The organism is Synechococcus sp. BS56D (assembly GCF_004332405.1).
GTDB lineage: Bacteria > Cyanobacteriota > Cyanobacteriia > PCC-6307 > Cyanobiaceae > Synechococcus_C.
In genome coordinates this window covers 43,850-61,137 of the sequence record NZ_PHQU01000005.1, presented here as the reverse complement: position 1 = coordinate 61,137, position 17,288 = coordinate 43,850, and the positions used below count along the sequence as shown (strand labels likewise).

The window sequence follows — 17,288 nt, the reverse complement described above, 5'->3', positions numbered from 1 at the left end:
GGATTGACCCTGCCGGAGCTGCTGATCGCCGCTGCAGTTGGCCTACTCACGGCCAGTGCAGCAGGGGAACTGCTGATCAGCCAACTGCGAAGCAGCGAACGCGCAGAAGCGCTGGAACGCCAACGCAGTGACTGGAACCGAACCGCCTCATTTCTTGAGGCTGAAATTGCGCTCTCTCAACGCGTCTTTGACGATCCAAGCAAGATCACCATCCCAGCAAACTGCGCCATCAGCGAAACCGAGTTCAGACTCGGACTCGATCAATCCAGGGCGCTCGATCCTGTGATCTTCGGAGTTAAAGCATCCGGAACCGGCTGGCTTAGCAGCCATTCGCTTATCCGATGTGGGCCATCCTTTGACAGCCTTGGCAGACCCATTTCTGCCGCACCACTGTCAGTCGCAGTTCTGCTCGACGGCTTGGACGGAAATCAACCTGGCAATGGTTTCACCGCTACAGCCAGTGCGGATAAGAACAAGGCATCGTTCTCGATTGCACTCCTGGGGCATGCCACCAATCGCACCTATCGACAATCTGATTCCGCACGAACACGCATCAACCCCTATCAATCACGGCCGAGCGAAAACAAACTCTGTGTTGCCGACAATTACATCCGTCTGGAAGGGACAGAGGGTGACGACACCCTCGAAATGGGAATCGGCGAAGTGCTTCAGGGAGAAGATATTTTGATCTGCGGACGTGGAGGAAATGACACAATTACTGGTTCTGATCAAGCCAATGACATTCTTGAAGCCAGCGGGTCTGGCAATGTCAACATGACCGGTATGAGTGGCGATGATGTCCTCCGTGGCGCCGCAGGGAACGACACCCTCAGCGGAGGAGAGGGTGACGACGAATTAATCGGAGGTGATGGCGATGACTTCCTGAATGGTGGACCAGGGAACAACCGTTACCTGCCTGGGCTAGGCAACGACACCATCCAGGGATCCAGTGGACTGGACATCGTCTTCTACCCCGGCAACCAAAGCAGCTACACCCTCAATGGATGCAGCCAAGCAAGCTGCAGCATCAGTGGCGCCAGTGGAACCGATGTGTTGACCAATGTTGAAACGATCATCTTTGATGATGGCAGGGTCGACTTGCCCTAGCGACTCTTAGCAAACTCTCAGTTTCCTAAGACAACAATCATCTTTTGCTGGAGCTCAACTCAAATACAAGTCACCCCCTGAACGTAAGCTTCTTTTAGAGAAGCGAGGAGTCATCAAGATTGGCTCACCTAAAGCCTGCCACCAACAAGCAACGATCTCAGACCAGTGGTTTCAGCCTGGTGGAAGCGCTTGTGAGCTCGATGATTCTGATGACCGTCACCAGCCAGTCCCTCTCGCTGATGACGGACTCAATGCAGGCATACAGCAAAGCGCGACTTCGGGATGCGCTGTATGCCGCTGTTCACAACAATCTTGAAGAAGTACGGCATGAGCTCAGCGACTGGAAAGCCGCTCAAAGCAATGACGGTCAACTGATTTACGCTCCACCCAGCGACTCTTGCTCGGACAACACACTGGGAAGCGACTTAATTTCGGAGAAAAATGCTGAGGGCAAACTCATCGATGGCAACATTGATCTCAGCAATATCCCCATTTCAAAACGAGGGATTTCGATCAACCGGACAACAACCACGCTCGCAAACTCAAGCAGCAATCCAGGAAACGAGAACATTATCATTGTTGAATACACCTCTTCACCCGGTAGCCTGATTCCAATCAAGCAAAAGGCACATCTACTTGTAACCGCTCAGGGCTGGTGCTCCTGAGAGCAGAGGAGACCTCAACCTCCACCATCATTCAGCTTCAACACCGCCATAAAGGCCTCCTGAGGCACATCCACCTTGCCCATCGCCTTCATCCGCTTCTTGCCCTTGGCCTGCTTCTTCAGCAGTTTCTTCTTCCGGGAAATATCACCGCCGTAGCACTTGGCCAGCACATCCTTACGGATCGCGCTGATGCTGGTGGAGGCAATGATGCGGCTACCAATCGAAGCCTGAATGGGGATCTTGAACTGCTGACGGGGGATCAATTCCTTCAGTTTCTCCACCAGGGCCTTGCCCACGTTGTACGCCTTATCCCGGTGCACAATCGTGGTGAGGGGATCAGCCCGCTCGCCATTGATCAGCACATCCAGGCGCACCAGTTCGTTCTTGCGATAGCCGATCAGCTGGTATTCCATCGACGCATAGCCCTGGGTACGCGTCTTCATCTGATCGAAGAAATCGGTCACCACTTCTGCCAGCGGTAATTCATAGATCAGCGTTACCCGATCGGTGGTGATGTATTTCATGTCGAGATACTCACCGCGCCGTTCCTGGCACAGGCCCATCAGCGCACCGTTGTAATCATTCGGCGCATAGATCTCCATCTTCACGTAGGGCTCTTCAATCGATTCGCGCTTCTGCGGGTCTGGAAGGGTGGCGGGGTTATCCACCATCACTTCCGTTCCGTCGATCATGTTCACCTTGTAGATCACTGACGGTGCAGTGACGATCAGATCGAGGTCGTACTCCCGCTCCAGCCGCTCCTGCACGATTTCCATGTGCAGCAAGCCCAGGAAGCCGCAACGGAACCCGAAGCCCATCGCACTGCTGGTTTCCGGTTCGAACTGCAGCGCCGCATCGGAGAGCTGCAGCTTGTTGAGCGCTTCGCGCAGATCCGGATACTGGTCGGCCTCCGTGGGGAACAGGCCGCAGAACACCATCGGCTTGGCCTCGGTGTAACCAGGCAAGGCCTCGTCTGCCGGGGCATTGAGCAGGGTGATCGTGTCGCCCACGCGGGCATCGGCCACGGCCTTGATCGAGGCCGCCAGGTAACCCACCTCGCCGGCATGGAGCTCCTCCACCTTCTTCTGATCCGGCGCCATGATCCCGATCTCATCGAGCTCATAGGTCTTCTTGCTGGCCATCAGCAGCACCTTGTCTTTGCAGCTGATCCGGCCGCTCATCACCCGGAAATACACAATCACCCCCCGGTAGGGGTCGTAATAGGAATCAAAGATCAGTGCCTTGGTGGGCTCCTCCACCGCATCCTTCGGCGCCGGCACCCGGTCCACCACCGCCTGCAGAATTTCGGGAACACCCAACCCTGTTTTGGCCGAGCAGGCAATGGCCTTGCTGCAGTCAAGGCCGATGATCGCCTCCACCTCTTCCTTGATGCGATCGGGGTCGGCACCGGGCAGATCGATCTTGTTGAGAACAGGAATGATCTCGAGGTCGTTCTCCAGTGCCAGGTACACATTGGCCAGGGTCTGGGCTTCCACCCCCTGGCTGGCATCCACAACGAGCAGCGCCCCTTCGCAGGCCTGCAACGAGCGACTCACCTCATAGGAGAAGTCCACGTGCCCCGGGGTGTCGATCAGGTTGAGCACGTATTGCTCACCGTCGGCTGCGGTGTAGTTCATCCGCGCCGCCTGAAGCTTGATCGTGATCCCCCGTTCCCGCTCCAGTTCCATGTTGTCGAGGAACTGATCCTGCATGTCGCGGCTGGCCACCGTGCCCGTGTCCTGCAGCAGCCGATCGGCCAGGGTCGACTTGCCGTGGTCGATATGGGCAATGATGCAGAAGTTGCGGATCCGTGAGACGGGGGCGTCGGTCATGCGGTTGGCGGAATCCCGGCTCGGGCTTGTGTCATCAGTGAAGCGATCCTAGGGAGCAGCCACCAGCCCCAGAAGCGCATCACTGCGCTCCCGGGTGCGGGCTAACAGCGCCGGATCGGCATTGATGTCCTGCCCATAACTGGGGATCAGTCGCTGCAGGCGTTCACGCCAGGCCGCCGTGGTCAACTCTTTCGAGAAGCAGCGCTCCAGCACCTCCAGCATGATTTTGACGGAGGTGCTGGCCCCCGGTGAGGCCCCCAGCAAGGCCGCCAGGGAACCATCGGCAGAGGCCACCACCTCAGTGCCCAGCTGCAGGCGCCCGCCCTCGGGCGTGCGTTTGATGATCTGCACCCGCTGGCCAGCCACCGAGAGCGTCCAGTCCTGGTCGCGGGCTTCAGGCAAGAAGGCGCGTAGGGCCTCCATCCGATCGGCCTCGCTCTGACGCAGCTGATTGATCAGATACTTCACCAGAGGAAGGTTGTTGACCCCCACCTGAAGCATCGGCAGCAGATTGCCAGGCCGCATTGACATCGGCAGATCCAGCAGCGAGCCCGTCTTGAGGAACTTGCTGCTGAAACCCGCATAGGGACCGAACAGCAGCGAGCGCTTGCCATCGATCCAGCGGGTATCGAGGTGGGGCACCGACATCGGCGGCGCACCCACCTTCGCCTTGCCGTACACCTTGGCGTGGTGGCGCTCCACAAGCGATGGCTCACCGCACACCAGCCACTGACCACTCACCGGGAAACCGGCATAGGCATCGGCTTCAGGGATGCCGCTGCTCTGCAGCAGAGGCAGGGCTCCCCCGCCGGCACCCAGGAACACAAAGGGGGTCTCCACCTGGCGAGCACCCGAGGGTCCGCGCAGAGTCAAGACCCAGTCACGTTCGGAAGCCACGCCAAGCCTGTGGCCGCGGTTGAGATCGGTGACCGTGGTGCCGAACATCACATCCAGCGCACCAGCGTTTTGCAAAGGAGCCAACAAGGCCCGGGTGAGGGTGCCGAAATCCACATCCATCCCTCGCTCGATGCGCGTCGCGGCCAGGGGCTGATCGCGCCCACGCCCTTCCATCACCAGGGGCATCCAGGCTGCGATCTGCTGCGGATCAGTGGTCCAATCCATCGCCGCAAAGGCGGGCAAAGCGCTCAGCTGCCGGTGGCGTTGCTGCAGAAAGGCCACATCCTCGGCACCCCACACCAGGCTGAGATGGGGCACCCGATGCAGAAACACCTCTGGCTTCAGCAGGCCCTGTTCAGCAAGCGAGGCCCAAAACTCCAGGCTCGATTCGAACGCGGCATTGATCGATAGGGCCTTAGCCGTCGCCACCGTGCCATCGGCCTGCAGCGGGGTGTAATTGAGCTCACAGTTGGCCGCATGGCCGGTGCCTGCATTGTTCACCGCAGCACTACTTTCCAGAGCTGGCGCCTCAAGACGCTCCACCAGGAGCAGGCGCAACTCAGGGTCTAGGGCATGCAGCAAAGACGCCAAGGTGGCGCTCATGATTCCCGCGCCCACCAACACAACGTCGTAGCGGTTCACAAAAGAGACAAAACGGAGTGTGATGCCCAAAGGCTATGGAGCCGGTGCCCTTCGCGCCTGCCTACGATCGTGTTCTCTTCCGACTCCGTTCATTTGCCATGAGCACCGAAACCCTGCCGCTCACCAGTGAGAACGTGGAGAAGGTGCTCGATGAGCTGCGCCCCTTCCTAATGGCCGACGGCGGCAACGTGGAGGTGGTGGAGATCGATGGCCCCGTGGTGAAGGTGCGTCTGCAGGGAGCCTGCGGCAGCTGCCCCAGCAGCACCATGACCCTGAAGATGGGCATCGAGCGCAAGATGCGTGAAGCGATCCCCGAGGTGAGCGAAGTGGTGCAGGTGCTCTGAACCTGCTTTTCGTTTACGGCAGCCTTCGCGCCAACGGCCCTGCACACCACTTGCTTGGGGGTGCAGCCGCTGAAGCACCTGGGCGGCTCAGCGCTTCAGAGCTTGTGAACCATGGGGACTATCCGATGCTGCAACCCGGCATCGGGTCCGTGGATGGGGAGGTGTATCGCGTCAGCAATGCCCTCTGGCCCCTGCTCGATGCCTGGGAAGAAGCCCCTCAGGTCTATGAGCGGGTCCAACGCCAGCTCGATGACGGTCGCTGGGTATGGGTGTATCAGAGGCCCGGCTGAGCCGGCGGCGGGCAGGTGCGCGCCTCAAAATTGCAGCGATAGATCGTTGGTTTCTGCCAGCTCAGGGGAATCTCGAGAAGGTCCCGGGTACCAGTGAGACCTTGCATCAAAAACAGCACCGCCGCAAGCACGCTGGCGCTCACATGCAGACGCCGGAGGCGGATGTCGCGCAGGATCTCGGGCCGGGCGCCAAGGGAGAACAGCATGAGTCCAGTGACAGCAACACCAGCCCAGTAGTGCGACTGCCAGAAGGCTCCATCCAGGGGGTTATCGGATAAACGCCACACCTCCGGCTGGGCGCCGAGCCCCAGCACACCGGCCCAGGTGATCAGGGCAAAGACCAGGCGCAACCCCGGTGCCTTCGAGAACCAGAGGGCCACCAGGCTCACCAGCGTGCCGACCAGCACCAACACCAACTGCATCGCCCGCGGGGTCCCCCCCGCGAACGCCGCCAGAGGCGCCTTGGTGGCAATCACGACCGTGAGCGCGATCAGCACGATCACCACCACGCCGGCCGACAACCAGCGACCCAGATCACTGTGGTCGCGCCCCACCGTGGCGGGGAGTTTCGTCTTCTGCAGGCGCCGCTGCCGGGTCTGCAGCGCCAGGCGAATCACCATGCCAATCAAGGGATAGATCAGCACCACCGCCAGGAACGGATGCAGGATCCAGAGCCAGTCAACGGATGCCACGCCCGGGACGCAGTTCAGGCCCCCTCAGGCTAAGGCGGAATGCACGGGACGCACCCAGCCGAGCTTGCGCTCCAGCTCCTGAATCATCCGCCCCGCCAGGTCTTTCCCCGTGGCGGTTTCGATGCCCTCCAACCCCGGGCTGGAATTCACCTCCAGCAGCAGGGGGCCGCGTTCCGAACGGATGATGTCGACACCGGCCACATCGAGGCCCATGGCACGGCTGGCCGCGATCGCCAGACGTCGCTCGTTCTGCAGCACCCGCACCGCCCGGGCCTTACCGCCCTGGTGCAGGTTGGCGCGATAGTCGCCCAGGGCCGCGGTGCGCTCGATGGCCGCCACCACCTTGCCGCCCATCACAAAACAGCGGAGATCCTTGCCGCCGGCTTCCTTGATGAATTCCTGCACCAAAAGGTTGGCGTTGATGCTTTTCATCGCATTAATCACGCTCTCGGCTGCCTTCTGGGTTTCAGCCAGCACCACGCCGCGCCCCTGGGCACCCTCGAGCAACTTCACGATCAGAGGAGCCCCACCCACCATCGTGATCAGATCTTTCGTATCGAGCGGGGAACTGGCAAAGCCAGTCACCGGCACATTCAGGCCATGGCGCACAAACAGTTGCGATGCCAGCAGCTTGTCGCGCGAGCAGCTGATCGCTTCCGCCGTATTGAGCGTCTGCAGGCCCATGGCCTGGAACTGACGGGTCACCGCACAGCCATAAAACGTGACGCTCGGGCGGATGCGCGGGATCACCGCATCGAAACGCTCCAACACATCGCGGCCCCGGTAATGCATCTCCGGGCTCTGGGCATCGAGGCGCATGTAGCAGTGCTTGATCGCCAGAAACTCCATGCGATGGCCGCGCTCCTCCCCCGCCTCCATCAAACGGCGATTGCTGTAAAGGTCGGGATCGGTGGCGAGCAGAGCGATGCGTAGCCCCTTGCGCTCCACCCGGTGATGGGCATACATCGCCTCCACCTGGGCCTGGTCGTACTGCACCAGGTGATGGCTGCCCTCCGGATCCACCAGCACCCGGCCCACCATCGCTTCACGGCCGAGCAGCATCCGGTACCCCATGGCATCACGATTCGTGAGCGTGAGCTCGATCGGCCAGCTCTGATCACCAAGTTGCAGGGTCTCGCGAATCACATAGCGGGCCTCCACCAGACCGCTGGTGTTCTTCACCCCGCGCTGCTGGAGCACCGGTGCCTCATGGCGCACCACCACCGATCGATCGTTTTGAAGGGGATGCACCTCAAAACTGATCCACTCCTTCCCCTCCCGTTGAAACGGCGTGATGTTGAAGGCATGCAGAGACGAGGTCGCGGCACCGGAATCCACGCGGGCCTTGATCGCCGCTAGCCCGAGGCCTGACAGACCGCACCACTCCTCACTACCAACGATCACCTTGGCGTTCATCGCCATCAGTGCGAAAAACCTCAATCTGATCCCACTGCCAGGGCGCTGATCCAGCGATGATCCAGTTCATACGCTGACGCCTGGAGCGATGCGCAACCACTGCCCCGCCCTCGCCAACAAGACCTACTTCAACTACGGCGGCCAGGGCCCGTTGCCCACACCATCGCTGGAGGCCATCACCAGCTCATGGCAGCAGATTCAAGAACTGGGGCCCTTCACCACCGATGTCTGGCCGTTCATCGGCCGTGAAGTCAACAGCACCAGGGCCCTGCTGGCCGGACTGTGCGGCGTCGCCCCCCATCGCTTGGCCCTGAGCGAGAACGTCACCAGTGGCTGTGTGCTGCCGCTCTGGGGCCTGCCCCTGCAGCCTGGAGAGCGCATCCTGATTGGCGACTGTGAGCACCCTGGAGTGGTGGCCGCCTGCCAAGAGCTGGCGCGGCGTCGGCAACTCCAGGTCGACACCCTGCCGGTGAAACAGCTCCGCGGCGGTGGCGACCAACAGGCGCGAACCGATGCCGACGTGCTCAGTGCCCTCACGGCCAACTTGCATGCGAACACCCGGCTTGTGGTGCTCTCCCACCTGCTTTGGAACACAGGGCAACTGATGCCGATCGCAGCGGTGGCCATGCAGCTCAGCCAGCATCCCAGCCATCCCTACCTGCTGGTGGATGCGGCCCAGAGCTTTGGGCAGATCCCAGTCGCCGAAGCCGCTGCTGCCTCCGACATCTACGCCTTCACAGGCCACAAATGGGCCTGCGGTCCCGAGGGTCTGGGTGGCGTAGCGCTCTCGGAGCGCGTGCTGGCGGAGGCCAGTCCCACCCTGATCGGTTGGCGGAGTCTCAAGGATGAAAGCAGGGCCATCGCCGGGGATCCGGATCCTTTTCACCACGACAGTCGTCGCTTCGAGGTGGCGACGAGCTGCATACCGCTCATGGCAGGCCTCCGCACCTCGCTGGAACTGCTCGAGCGAGAGGGGAGTGCGGAGCAGCGGTTGGCACGGATTCAGGCGCTAAGCAAAAAGCTCTGGCAGCAACTGACGGCACTGTCAGGGGTCTCCCCCCTGCTTGAGGGTCCTCCCCCGGCCGGGTTGGTGAGCTTCCAGCTCGCCGGGACCACCCCTCCAGCCACGACCGTTGAAACCCTTGGCGCCAAAGGGATCTGGATCCGCGATCTGGCCGATCCCACCTGCCTGCGGGCCTGCACCCATGTCGCCACAAGCGAAACCGAGGTCGACCAGCTCATTCGCCAAATTGGCACCATTTCGTAACGCAACTAGCACGCAAACGTGTCACATAGCGTTATCGTGGCCCTTGCGACGCTGCCATCCCTTGTGAATGGTTCAGGCTTGGATGTGCTGCAAGCGTTTCTCACCCAGCCCCTGCCCTGGCTGGCCCTGCTGCTTGCCCTCAGCGCCGCCTTCCTGATGGGGTTCGCCCGCAGCGGCCTCGGCACCGGCGGCTTTGTGGTGTCGCCACTGATGGTGTTCGCCCTCGGCCCCAGCGATGGTCTAGCCGTCGTGGCCGTGCTGATGTTGCCGGCGGCGCTGCTCGGTGTGTGGCAGCACCGCGGCGAAGGCGAGCGACGCCTGTTACAGCCCCTCGTGCTCGGCATGGTGCTGGGCACGGCCCTGGGCGGACTGGCGCTCTGGGCTCTGGTGTCGGGCGGCGATCTCAACATCGTCCATCGCCGCATGGAGGTGCTGGTGGCCCTGCTCTCGCTGCTTTATGTGGCCCTGGTGGCGGGTCGCAACGTCATCGCCCGCGCCGGTGGTGGCGGTGGACCGGCCGGCCCCACCGGCCTGGTGCTGGTGGGATCGGGGGTGGGCATCAGCCAGACCGTGGCCAATTCCGGCTCACCACTGCTCACGGTGTTTTTTCTTCGCCATCAGGTTCCACGCAGTCGCTTCGTGGCAGCACAACTGATCGCACTGCTGGTGCAGAACCTTCTCAAGTTGATTCCCCTGATCAGCCTCGGCATCCTCCATCTCGGCAACGCCGGCAGTGCCCTGCTGCTGATCCCGGTCACAGTGATCGGAAATCTGAGCGGCCAGCGCTTTTATCGCGGTGCAAGCGAGCGGTTGTTCTTCCTCTGCTATCAGGTGCTGCTCCTGATCGGCTTTGCCGTGAGCGTGGCCCTGATTGCAGGACGCAGCAGGATCCTGGGCCTGCTCTAGGGCTGCGGGCAGCCCTAAGAATCAGCCGATCAACAGCTCAGGCGAGAGCGCAGCGCCTTCTCCGCCTCCTCACGGTCATCGAAATGCACTTTCTCAGTGCCCAGGATCTGATAGTCCTCATGACCTTTTCCAGCAATCAACACCAGATCCCCCGGTGCCGCCGAAGCAACCGCCCCGGCGATCGCTGCAGCCCGGTCCACCGCCACTACAGGCTCACATCCAACCGGCAGGCCCGCCACCACATCGTTGAGGATCTGCTGGGGGTCCTCGGTGCGTGGGTTATCGGATGTGACCACAACCCGATCCGCCAGCTGGGCGGCAATGGCAGCCATCTGAGGCCGCTTGCCCCGATCGCGGTCGCCCCCACAGCCGAACACGCAGACCAAACGCCCCTGCACAAAAGGACGGCAGGCCTCCAGGGCGTTCTTGAGGCCATCAGGGGTATGGGCGTAATCGACCAGCACGGCAGGTAGCTGATCGGCAGCCGCTGACGGCACTACCACCCGCTCCATGCGCCCCGGCACGCCACGGAAGCTGCTGATGCCCTGCAGCAGCATGGGCAAAGGAAGGCCCTGTTGCTGCAACACACCAACGGCCTGCAACAGGTTCATCAGGTTGAACCGCCCCACCAGCGGCGACTGGAACATTCCCTCTCCCCTGGGTGTCAGCAGGCGCCCCTCCACACCGCTGGAACGCATCACCAGATCGGTCATGGTCAACTCAACGTCCTGATCGGGTTCGAGGGAACTGCGCCAGCAGCGCTCACCCAACCGCTCGGCCAACTGTCGGCCCCAGGGGTCGTCAACGTTCACCACAGCCCGAGCACCCTCATCCAGCAACAGAGGGGCCGCGAACAGGCGTGCCTTGGCCTCGAAATAGGCCTCCATCGATGGGTGGTAGTCGAGGTGGTCCTGGGTGAGGTTGGTGAACACAGCCCCTGCGAAGCGGCACCCAGCCACCCGCTGCTGCTCCAGGGCGTGGGAGCTCACTTCCATCGCCGCCACCTGGCTGCCACCAGCCACCGCCTCCGCCAGCTGGGCCTGAAGACGATCGGCAAAGGCCGTGGTGTGGGTGGCCGTGATGCTGTGCCCAGGCCAGCGGTTCACCAGCGTGCCGAACAAAGCGGCGGGTCGCCCGGCCTCCAGGCTCAAGTGCTCGATCAGATGGGTGGTGGTGGTCTTGCCGTTCGTGCCCGTCACTCCGATCAAGGTCATGCGACTGGAGGGGTGCTGCCAGAACGCCGCGGCCAATTCACCGATCCAGGTTGCTACCGGCTCGGGCACCACCAGCACAGGATCGTTCTCCCCCGGCGGTTGAGCAGCAGCAGCAGCCGGGCCAATCACCGCAGCCACGGCACCATCGGCGAGGGCCTTAGGCCAGAAATTGCCGCCATCCACCCGAACCCCAGGCAAGCCAAGAAACAGGCTGCCCGCGCCAACACAGCGGGAATCGCAGGTAATCGCCTGAATCGGCGCATTGGCCAGTGACTCCGGCCAGGTCAGGCCGACAGCTCGCAGGAGCGAATGCAGCGTCTGAGACATCGCCGACCCGAAAACGATGGGGCCGTTCTAATCCGATCCAAGCGCCTTGGAGCAGGCCCGTTGCAACCAGTTCAACAGGCCCTCGTCACTCAGTCGCGGGGACACCCGCGGTAGCTCCAGCTGTCTCCCAATGATGACCAGGGTGAGCACAGGCACCTCCAGGTCGAATCGGGCTCGAAGTTCAGGGGAGCAATCCGGAGCATCGATATCCACCACCTCCAACGACAGAGGCGGTTGCAAGGCGGACAGATCAAGCGCGCGCAAACGCTCCTCCAGCCCCTGGCACAAACAACAGCCCTTGCGGCTGAAGAGAATGAGTGTTTGGTGCTCAGTCGGGGACAGGGTCACAACCACAAGGGGTGAAGGGATGGCAGCGGCTGAGCCGGCGCAAGGTCAGCCATCCGCCTCGCCAGGGACCATGGCGCTGGATCGCCTCCAACCCATAGGCGCTGCAACTGGGAATGAAGCGGCAGCGGGGCCCGAGCAACGGCGAGAACCAGCGGCGATAGAAACCGATCAGGGCCAGCATCAGGCCAGCAAGGAGTTGGTTGCAGAGGGCTGGAATGCCGCCAGATAGAGTGTTCGATTCGCGCATGCGGAGCCGCGGTCTGGGCCTTGTGTCCAGCATGACGGTTGAGCGGCGCGAATGGTCCCAACAACTCCTTCCCTATGTCTCGATACCGCGGCCCTCGCCTGAGGATCACGCGGCGCTTGGGAGACCTTCCCGGTCTCACCCGGAAGGCCGCAAAGCGGTCCTATCCCCCCGGTCAGCACGGCCAAGCCCGTCGCAAGCGCTCTGAATACGCGATCCGTCTCGAAGAGAAGCAAAAGCTTCGCTTCAACTACGGCGTCTCCGAGCGTCAGCTCGTGCGCTACGTGAAGAAAGCGCGCGCCCAGGAGGGTTCCACTGGAACCAACCTGCTGAAACTGCTCGAGAACCGTCTCGACAATGTCTGCTTCCGCCTCGGCTTCGGCCCCACCGTTCCCGGTGCCCGTCAGCTGGTGAACCATGGGCACGTGACCGTGAACGGTCGCGTCACCGACATCGCCAGCTATCAGTGCAAGCCCGGCGACGTGATCGCCATCCGCGAGCGCAAGTGCAGCAAGCAACTGGCTGAGGGCAACCTGGAGTTCCCTGGCCTGGCCAACGTGCCTCCGCACCTGGAGCTCGACAAGCCCAAGCTCAGCGCCAAGGTGGTGGGCCGCTGCGAGCGCGAATGGGTCGCGCTCGAAATCAACGAACTGCTGGTGGTGGAGTACTACTCCAGAAAGGTCTGACCTTCAGTTACACCGCATGGCTTTTGGGGCAATCCCGAGAGCCTGGTCAAACTCTTGCCCACACGATCGATGGCGGGCAGGAGTTTTTTTTTGGCCCGATGCAAAGCAGTCACTCAGCGATTTTTAAAGACTGCTCCAAATGGTTGACCTGTTGTTCCAAGGTCGCTTCACGGCGTTGCAACTCGAGCTCTCGCTCATGAGTTTGCTCATCCATCTGCGCGCGACCACCATTCATCATCTCCGAGTAGGTCAGTGCTCTCGGCTTTCCAGGGAGCGGAGAGGGGTCAACCATTGGCAAAATCCACTAGAGTCAGATCAAATACTGGCGAAACCTCGAAATCTCGCCGCCATACTGAATTTATTTGTACCACTGCTTCCAGCATTCGGCATCACCACTCCTCAAAAAGCAGCCGAACAACTCGCGTCCATACCACTAATCAACGAAAGCAATCCCCTTGACCAGCGCCGCCACCAAAACCCTGTCGAAAACCCCGCCGAGGCGCATTGACTTAAACATCAAGCCATACATGAGCAGCGACGACAGAATTGCCACCTGGCAGATCATCAGCACGATCGCCCCCTTAACCTTATGCTGCATTGCGATTGCCAATGTTACCGAAAAGCTAACAATACCATCACTCATATTAACACCCATTCTTTTCATTTTTATCATTCTTTTTTTAAGCAGAAGCTTTTCGCTGATGCATGACTGCGGCCATCACAGCTTGTTCAAGGCCAAGGCCTCCAATCGCGTTGCCGCTTTCCTTCTCAGCATTATTCACGCTATGCCCCATCACCCTTGGTCAAGGGGTCACGCATTTCACCACAAACACAATGGCAACTGGAATCGATACAGAGGTCCATCGGCTTTAACGACGCTCCGCGAATACGAGAACAAGAGCAAACACTCTCAGTTTGCTTATAAAATACTTCGTCACCCCTTAACCCTCTTGCCTGGAGGCTTTTACTATTTGGTGATCAAGCCAAGAGTTGCATTGCTTCTGGGATTTCTCGAATTAATTGCAAAGGGGGCTATCCATGGATACCGTGAATTGTCTAGCGGTAAAGCATTTAACCCTTTTACGTTTATCGACAAACACAAATCAAGCTTTTTCTACACCAGAGAGGAGGTTTACGACACGACCGCCAACACCATTTGCGTCTCATTGGCCTGGTGGTGGATCGGAAGCGCAATCGGACATTGGCACTTTTGGATCCTCTACACCTCAATCATGAGCACCAGCGCAGCAATCATGATCGCTGTGTTCTTTGTCCAACACAACTTCCCAGGATCGTATGCGAGTGGCGAAGACAATTGGAGTTACTTCAAAGGCGCCGTCGATGGCTCATCATTTTTAATCATGCCTCCTGTTCTCAATTGGTTCACCGCTGATATCGCTTACCACCACGTGCATCACCTCTCCGAAAGAATACCAAATTATCGCTTGCGCATGTGCCATCAAGACGAACAAAACAACTTTGACAGCGTTAAGCGACTACGACTTGATCAAGTCTGGGAGTGTTTTTCATTGATCCTTTGGGACAACGAAGCCTTTCAGCTTGTTTCAACGAAACAATAATTCCCACATCTTGCGCATATTGCCCTGCGGAAGCGCGAATAGATAAGTCTTGATTCTTACTGAGAAAAACAACAATCTCCTAAACTCAACAGCCGATCGAATCCCCCCCTTGCAGCATCCCGCGACAGCACCCGCTGATGCCACCCGGGCCATCCATCACGGTGAGAGCTACGCGGCCGAGACCGGCACGGTGATGCCGCCGATCTACGCCACCTCAACCTTCGCCCACGGCAACCCTGGCGGGTTCGACTACACCCGCTCGGGGAACCCCAACTTCCGCATCCTCGAAGGCGTGCTCGCCTCCATTGAGCAGAGCGCCCACGCCACGGTGTTCGGTTCAGGCGTCAGCGCCATTACCGCCATCGCCTCCACCCTCAGCCAGGGGGATCTGGTGCTCTGCGAAGAGAACCTCTACGGCTGCACCGTGCGCTTGTTTGAACAGGTGTTCGCCAAATTCGGTGTGCGCACGGAATGGGTGGATTTCACTGATTCCCAAGCGCTCACAACGATTGATGAGCGCCAACCCGCCATGGTCTGGCTGGAGAGCCCTACCAATCCCCTTCTCAAAGTGATTGACCTGGAAGCGGTCTGCAGCGCAGCCCGCAGCGCAGGTGTGCCCGTTGTGGTCGACAACACCTTCGCCACAGCCTTGGTGCAGCGCCCTTTGCAGCTGGGTGCCACGCTCTCACTCACCAGCACCACCAAATACATCAACGGTCACTCCGATGCCTTAGGGGGTGCCGTGTGCACGGATGCCCCTGAATGGCATGGGCGCATGGTGTTTGCCCAGAAAGCCCTGGGCCTGATGCCATCCCCCTTCGACTGCTGGCTGATTACACGGGGCATCAAAACCCTGCCCCTGCGCCTTCGGCATCAGATGGCCAGTGCGGCGACGATCGCTGACCACCTGGCCATGCATCCGGCCGTGAACTGGGTGCGGTATCCCCATCGCAACGATCATCCCCAGCAAGCCGTGGCGCTCCGTCAGATGCGTGGCGGTGGAGCGATCGTGACCATCGGCATCCGAGCAACCCGTGAGCAGGCCTATGCCGTTTGCAAGGCTCTGCGCTGGTTCACCATGGCCGAAAGCCTTGGGGGCGTTGAAAGCCTGATCTGCCACCCCGCCACCATGACCCATGCCGCCGTGGCCGCCGACGTGAAGGAGAAGCTCGGGATCAGTGATGGGCTCGTGCGTCTCTCGATCGGCTGCGAAGATCCCGAGGATCTGATCGCCGATCTCGATCAGGCCCTCGCCCTGCTGTCATGAGCCCCCGCGATCTGCAGCGCAATCCCTGCTGGCAGGCCGCGGACCTGGGTCATCCGCTTCCCGATGCCACCCATGCCGTGTCGGTGGCATTGCCCCGCTGGAGGGATGTGGTGGCCTACGAAGACAACGATCCGAATTGCCGGTCGCAGTTGCGGGCGGTCTATCCCCGTTTCGGCTTCCACCCGCTGGTCTCAGAGCTAGCCAGGGCTGCCCTGGATGAGAACGGTGCCCCACCAACCAGCAGCGCCTGGCCCTATCCAACCCTCGCCGCGGCGGAGGCCGCGCTGGCGCACTGCCTCCGCGAGGCACCCGACGCTCACACAACGATCGCAACAGTGCGCGGACTGGCTTGCCTGATTGCCGACCCTGACAGCACTGCAGCAGCCAAGGCCTTCTGGCAGCACGCCGGCCTCGGGGCCTCCTCCCGATTGGCGGCCATCGCCCTTGGAAAGGAGAGCGCACCCTCCGACAGCGAAGCCAACGCAGCGCTCCAAGCCGTGATCAGCCGCCTGGCGGAGATGTATGGCTGCACCGCCGAGAACATCTCGCTGCATCCTTCTGGCATGGCAGCCCAACACGAAGCGCTGCGATTGGTGAACCACCTGCATCCAGGCCGCCCCTCTCTCCAGATCGGCTTCCCCTACGTGGATGTGCTCAAACAGCCCCAGGTGCTGTTCAACGGTGCCGAGCTGCTGATGGACAGCAGCCCCGCCGTGGTTGAGGCCGCCCTAGAGCGACTCAAACCGGCAGCACTGGTGGTGGAACTCCCCAGCAACCCGCTGCTGCAATGCGTTGACCTGCCAACGATCGCCAAGCTCGCCCACGCCCGCGCCATCCCTGTGATCGCTGACGACACGATTGGCTCCGGGCTCAACATCGACGCCCTTCCCCATGCCGACCTGGTGTTCAGTTCCCTCACCAAGAGCTTTGCCGGTCGGGGGGATGTGCTCGCGGGCAGCCTGATCGTGAGCCCCCACTCCATGTGGAGGCAGACCTTCCTCTCCAAGCGGTCATCCACTGAGGCTGGCATCCTGGCCGGCCTCGCTGCCGCTGATGCGATCCCCCTCGAGCAAGGCAGCCGCGATCTCAACCAGCGGTTACCCCAGCTCAATGCCAACACGCTTGCCCTGGCCGAACATCTCAAACAGCACCCGGCAGTGGAACGGGTCTTTCACCCGGCTGACTGCGCGAACTTCGCCGCCCTGATGCGACCCGATGCCGGGAACATCGGTTCCGCCCCTGGCCATGGCTGTTCCGTCCCTGGCCACGGTTGCCTGCTGTCGTTTGAGCTGAAGGGAGGCACCGAGAAAGCCCAGCGGGTCTACGACGCCCTCTCTGTGTGCAAAGGGCCGAGCCTCGGCACGGCCTTCACGCTCTGTTGCCCCTACGTGCTGCTCGCCCACTACGAGGAACTGCCCTGGGCTGCATCCTGCGGCGTGCCCTCCCATCTCCTGCGGGTGTCTGTTGGACTAGAGGACCCTGCAGAACTCTGGCAGCGCTTTAAACAGGCCCTGGAAGCTTGAAGCCCATCCACTCGGAATCTGAACAGGGGCTTAACAGCCGG

Annotated in this window: 18 protein-coding genes and 1 pseudogene; 11 read left to right on the top strand and 8 right to left on the bottom strand. The window is 61.0% G+C overall.

From position 1 onward, the window contains the following. The first annotated feature begins 3 nt into the window (after nucleotides 1-3). Nucleotides 4-1,107, top strand: a complete 1,104-nt coding sequence (locus tag CWE17_RS08200; protein ID WP_161971425.1) for a calcium-binding protein — start codon at nucleotides 4-6, stop codon at nucleotides 1,105-1,107. A gap of 209 nt (nucleotides 1,108-1,316) precedes the next feature. Beyond that, nucleotides 1,317-1,772 carry a hypothetical protein gene (locus CWE17_RS08195; protein ID WP_131456118.1) on the top strand — a complete coding sequence of 152 codons (456 nt, stop codon included), beginning with the start codon at nucleotides 1,317-1,319 and terminating at the stop codon, nucleotides 1,770-1,772. 14 nt (nucleotides 1,773-1,786) lie between these two features. Here CWE17_RS08195 and lepA read toward each other — a convergent pair whose 3' ends face one another. Beyond that, nucleotides 1,787-3,604 carry a translation elongation factor 4 gene (gene lepA / locus CWE17_RS08190; protein WP_131456116.1) on the bottom strand — a complete coding sequence of 606 codons (1,818 nt, stop codon included), beginning with the start codon at nucleotides 3,602-3,604 and terminating at the stop codon, nucleotides 1,787-1,789. Nucleotides 3,605-3,652: 48 nt separating this feature from the next. Further along, on the bottom strand, nucleotides 3,653-5,143 hold the full coding sequence (locus CWE17_RS08185) for a malate:quinone oxidoreductase (protein WP_131456114.1): 1,491 nt from the start codon (nucleotides 5,141-5,143) through the stop codon (nucleotides 3,653-3,655). A gap of 98 nt (nucleotides 5,144-5,241) precedes the next feature. Here CWE17_RS08185 and CWE17_RS08180 point away from each other — a divergent pair, with 98 nt between their 5' ends. Together CWE17_RS08180 and CWE17_RS08175 are read left to right on the top strand one after the other, a co-directional pair. Beyond that, nucleotides 5,242-5,487: a NifU family protein gene (locus CWE17_RS08180; RefSeq protein WP_007098450.1), complete on the top strand. Its 246-nt coding sequence runs from the start codon at nucleotides 5,242-5,244 to the stop codon at nucleotides 5,485-5,487. Nucleotides 5,488-5,537: 50 nt separating this feature from the next. Then, nucleotides 5,538-5,777 (top strand): gamma-glutamylcyclotransferase, encoded by a 240-nt coding sequence (locus CWE17_RS08175; protein ID WP_240789331.1) that lies wholly within the window; start codon nucleotides 5,538-5,540, stop codon nucleotides 5,775-5,777. On the opposite strand, the gene CWE17_RS08170 is transcribed toward CWE17_RS08175, so the two are convergent. The 3 genes and pseudogenes from CWE17_RS08170 to CWE17_RS12525 form a co-directional block, all read right to left on the bottom strand. Then, nucleotides 5,762-6,469, bottom strand: a complete 708-nt coding sequence (locus tag CWE17_RS08170; RefSeq protein ID WP_131456110.1) for a DUF4079 domain-containing protein — start codon at nucleotides 6,467-6,469, stop codon at nucleotides 5,762-5,764. The genes CWE17_RS08175 and CWE17_RS08170 overlap by 16 nt on opposite strands. A 24-nt stretch (nucleotides 6,470-6,493) precedes the next feature. Next, nucleotides 6,494-7,435 (bottom strand): 30S ribosomal protein S6--L-glutamate ligase, encoded by a 942-nt coding sequence (rimK, locus tag CWE17_RS08165; protein ID WP_370318298.1) that lies wholly within the window; start codon nucleotides 7,433-7,435, stop codon nucleotides 6,494-6,496. 57 nt (nucleotides 7,436-7,492) lie between these two features. Beyond that, a pseudogene (locus CWE17_RS12525) lies at nucleotides 7,493-7,885 on the bottom strand (ATP-dependent zinc protease); the annotation flags it as partial. A gap of 88 nt (nucleotides 7,886-7,973) precedes the next feature. Between CWE17_RS12525 and CWE17_RS08160 the strand changes: the two are divergent. After that, nucleotides 7,974-9,152, top strand: a complete 1,179-nt coding sequence (locus CWE17_RS08160; protein ID WP_131456108.1) for an aminotransferase class V-fold PLP-dependent enzyme — start codon at nucleotides 7,974-7,976, stop codon at nucleotides 9,150-9,152. An 18-nt stretch (nucleotides 9,153-9,170) separates the two neighbouring features. Next, nucleotides 9,171-10,058, top strand: a complete 888-nt coding sequence (locus tag CWE17_RS08155) for a sulfite exporter TauE/SafE family protein (RefSeq protein ID WP_240789329.1) — start codon at nucleotides 9,171-9,173, stop codon at nucleotides 10,056-10,058. A 29-nt stretch (nucleotides 10,059-10,087) separates the two neighbouring features. Here CWE17_RS08155 and CWE17_RS08150 read toward each other — a convergent pair whose 3' ends face one another. From CWE17_RS08150 to yidD, 3 genes are read right to left on the bottom strand one after another with little or no spacing between them, the layout of a single operon-like run. Beyond that, complete coding sequence (locus CWE17_RS08150; protein WP_131456106.1) at nucleotides 10,088-11,599, bottom strand: UDP-N-acetylmuramoyl-L-alanyl-D-glutamate--2,6-diaminopimelate ligase; 1,512 nt, start codon at nucleotides 11,597-11,599, stop codon at nucleotides 10,088-10,090. A 27-nt stretch (nucleotides 11,600-11,626) separates the two neighbouring features. Further along, nucleotides 11,627-11,947, bottom strand: coding sequence for a glutaredoxin family protein (locus CWE17_RS08145; protein ID WP_131456104.1), 321 nt, complete (start codon nucleotides 11,945-11,947; stop codon nucleotides 11,627-11,629). Beyond that, a complete protein-coding gene (yidD, locus tag CWE17_RS08140) occupies nucleotides 11,928-12,194 on the bottom strand; it encodes a membrane protein insertion efficiency factor YidD (RefSeq protein WP_131456102.1) in 267 nt (88 codons plus the stop codon). Before yidD ends, CWE17_RS08145 begins: the two co-directional genes overlap by 20 nt. A gap of 74 nt (nucleotides 12,195-12,268) precedes the next feature. Between yidD and rpsD the strand changes: the two genes are divergently transcribed. The 5 genes from rpsD to CWE17_RS08115 all read left to right on the top strand — a co-directional run bounded on the left by rpsD (nucleotide 12,269) and on the right by CWE17_RS08115 (nucleotide 17,247). Then, entirely contained in the window at nucleotides 12,269-12,877 is a 609-nt protein-coding gene (gene rpsD / locus CWE17_RS08135; RefSeq protein WP_131456100.1) for a 30S ribosomal protein S4, read from the top strand. Between the two features lie 139 nt (nucleotides 12,878-13,016). Further along, nucleotides 13,017-13,385 carry a hypothetical protein gene (locus tag CWE17_RS12075; RefSeq protein WP_161971424.1) on the top strand — a complete coding sequence of 123 codons (369 nt, stop codon included), beginning with the start codon at nucleotides 13,017-13,019 and terminating at the stop codon, nucleotides 13,383-13,385. Then, on the top strand, nucleotides 13,333-14,457 hold the full coding sequence (locus tag CWE17_RS08125; RefSeq protein ID WP_240789328.1) for a fatty acid desaturase: 1,125 nt from the start codon (nucleotides 13,333-13,335) through the stop codon (nucleotides 14,455-14,457). The genes CWE17_RS12075 and CWE17_RS08125 overlap by 53 nt, the downstream gene beginning before the upstream one ends. A gap of 109 nt (nucleotides 14,458-14,566) precedes the next feature. Next, nucleotides 14,567-15,724: a PLP-dependent aspartate aminotransferase family protein gene (locus tag CWE17_RS08120; protein ID WP_131456096.1), complete on the top strand. Its 1,158-nt coding sequence runs from the start codon at nucleotides 14,567-14,569 to the stop codon at nucleotides 15,722-15,724. Continuing rightward, the gene (locus CWE17_RS08115) at nucleotides 15,721-17,247 is read left to right on the top strand and encodes a PLP-dependent transferase (RefSeq protein WP_131456094.1); all 1,527 of its coding nucleotides are present in this window, start codon (nucleotides 15,721-15,723) and stop codon (nucleotides 17,245-17,247) included. The genes CWE17_RS08120 and CWE17_RS08115 overlap by 4 nt, the downstream gene beginning before the upstream one ends. Nucleotides 17,248-17,288: the final 41 nt, after the last annotated feature.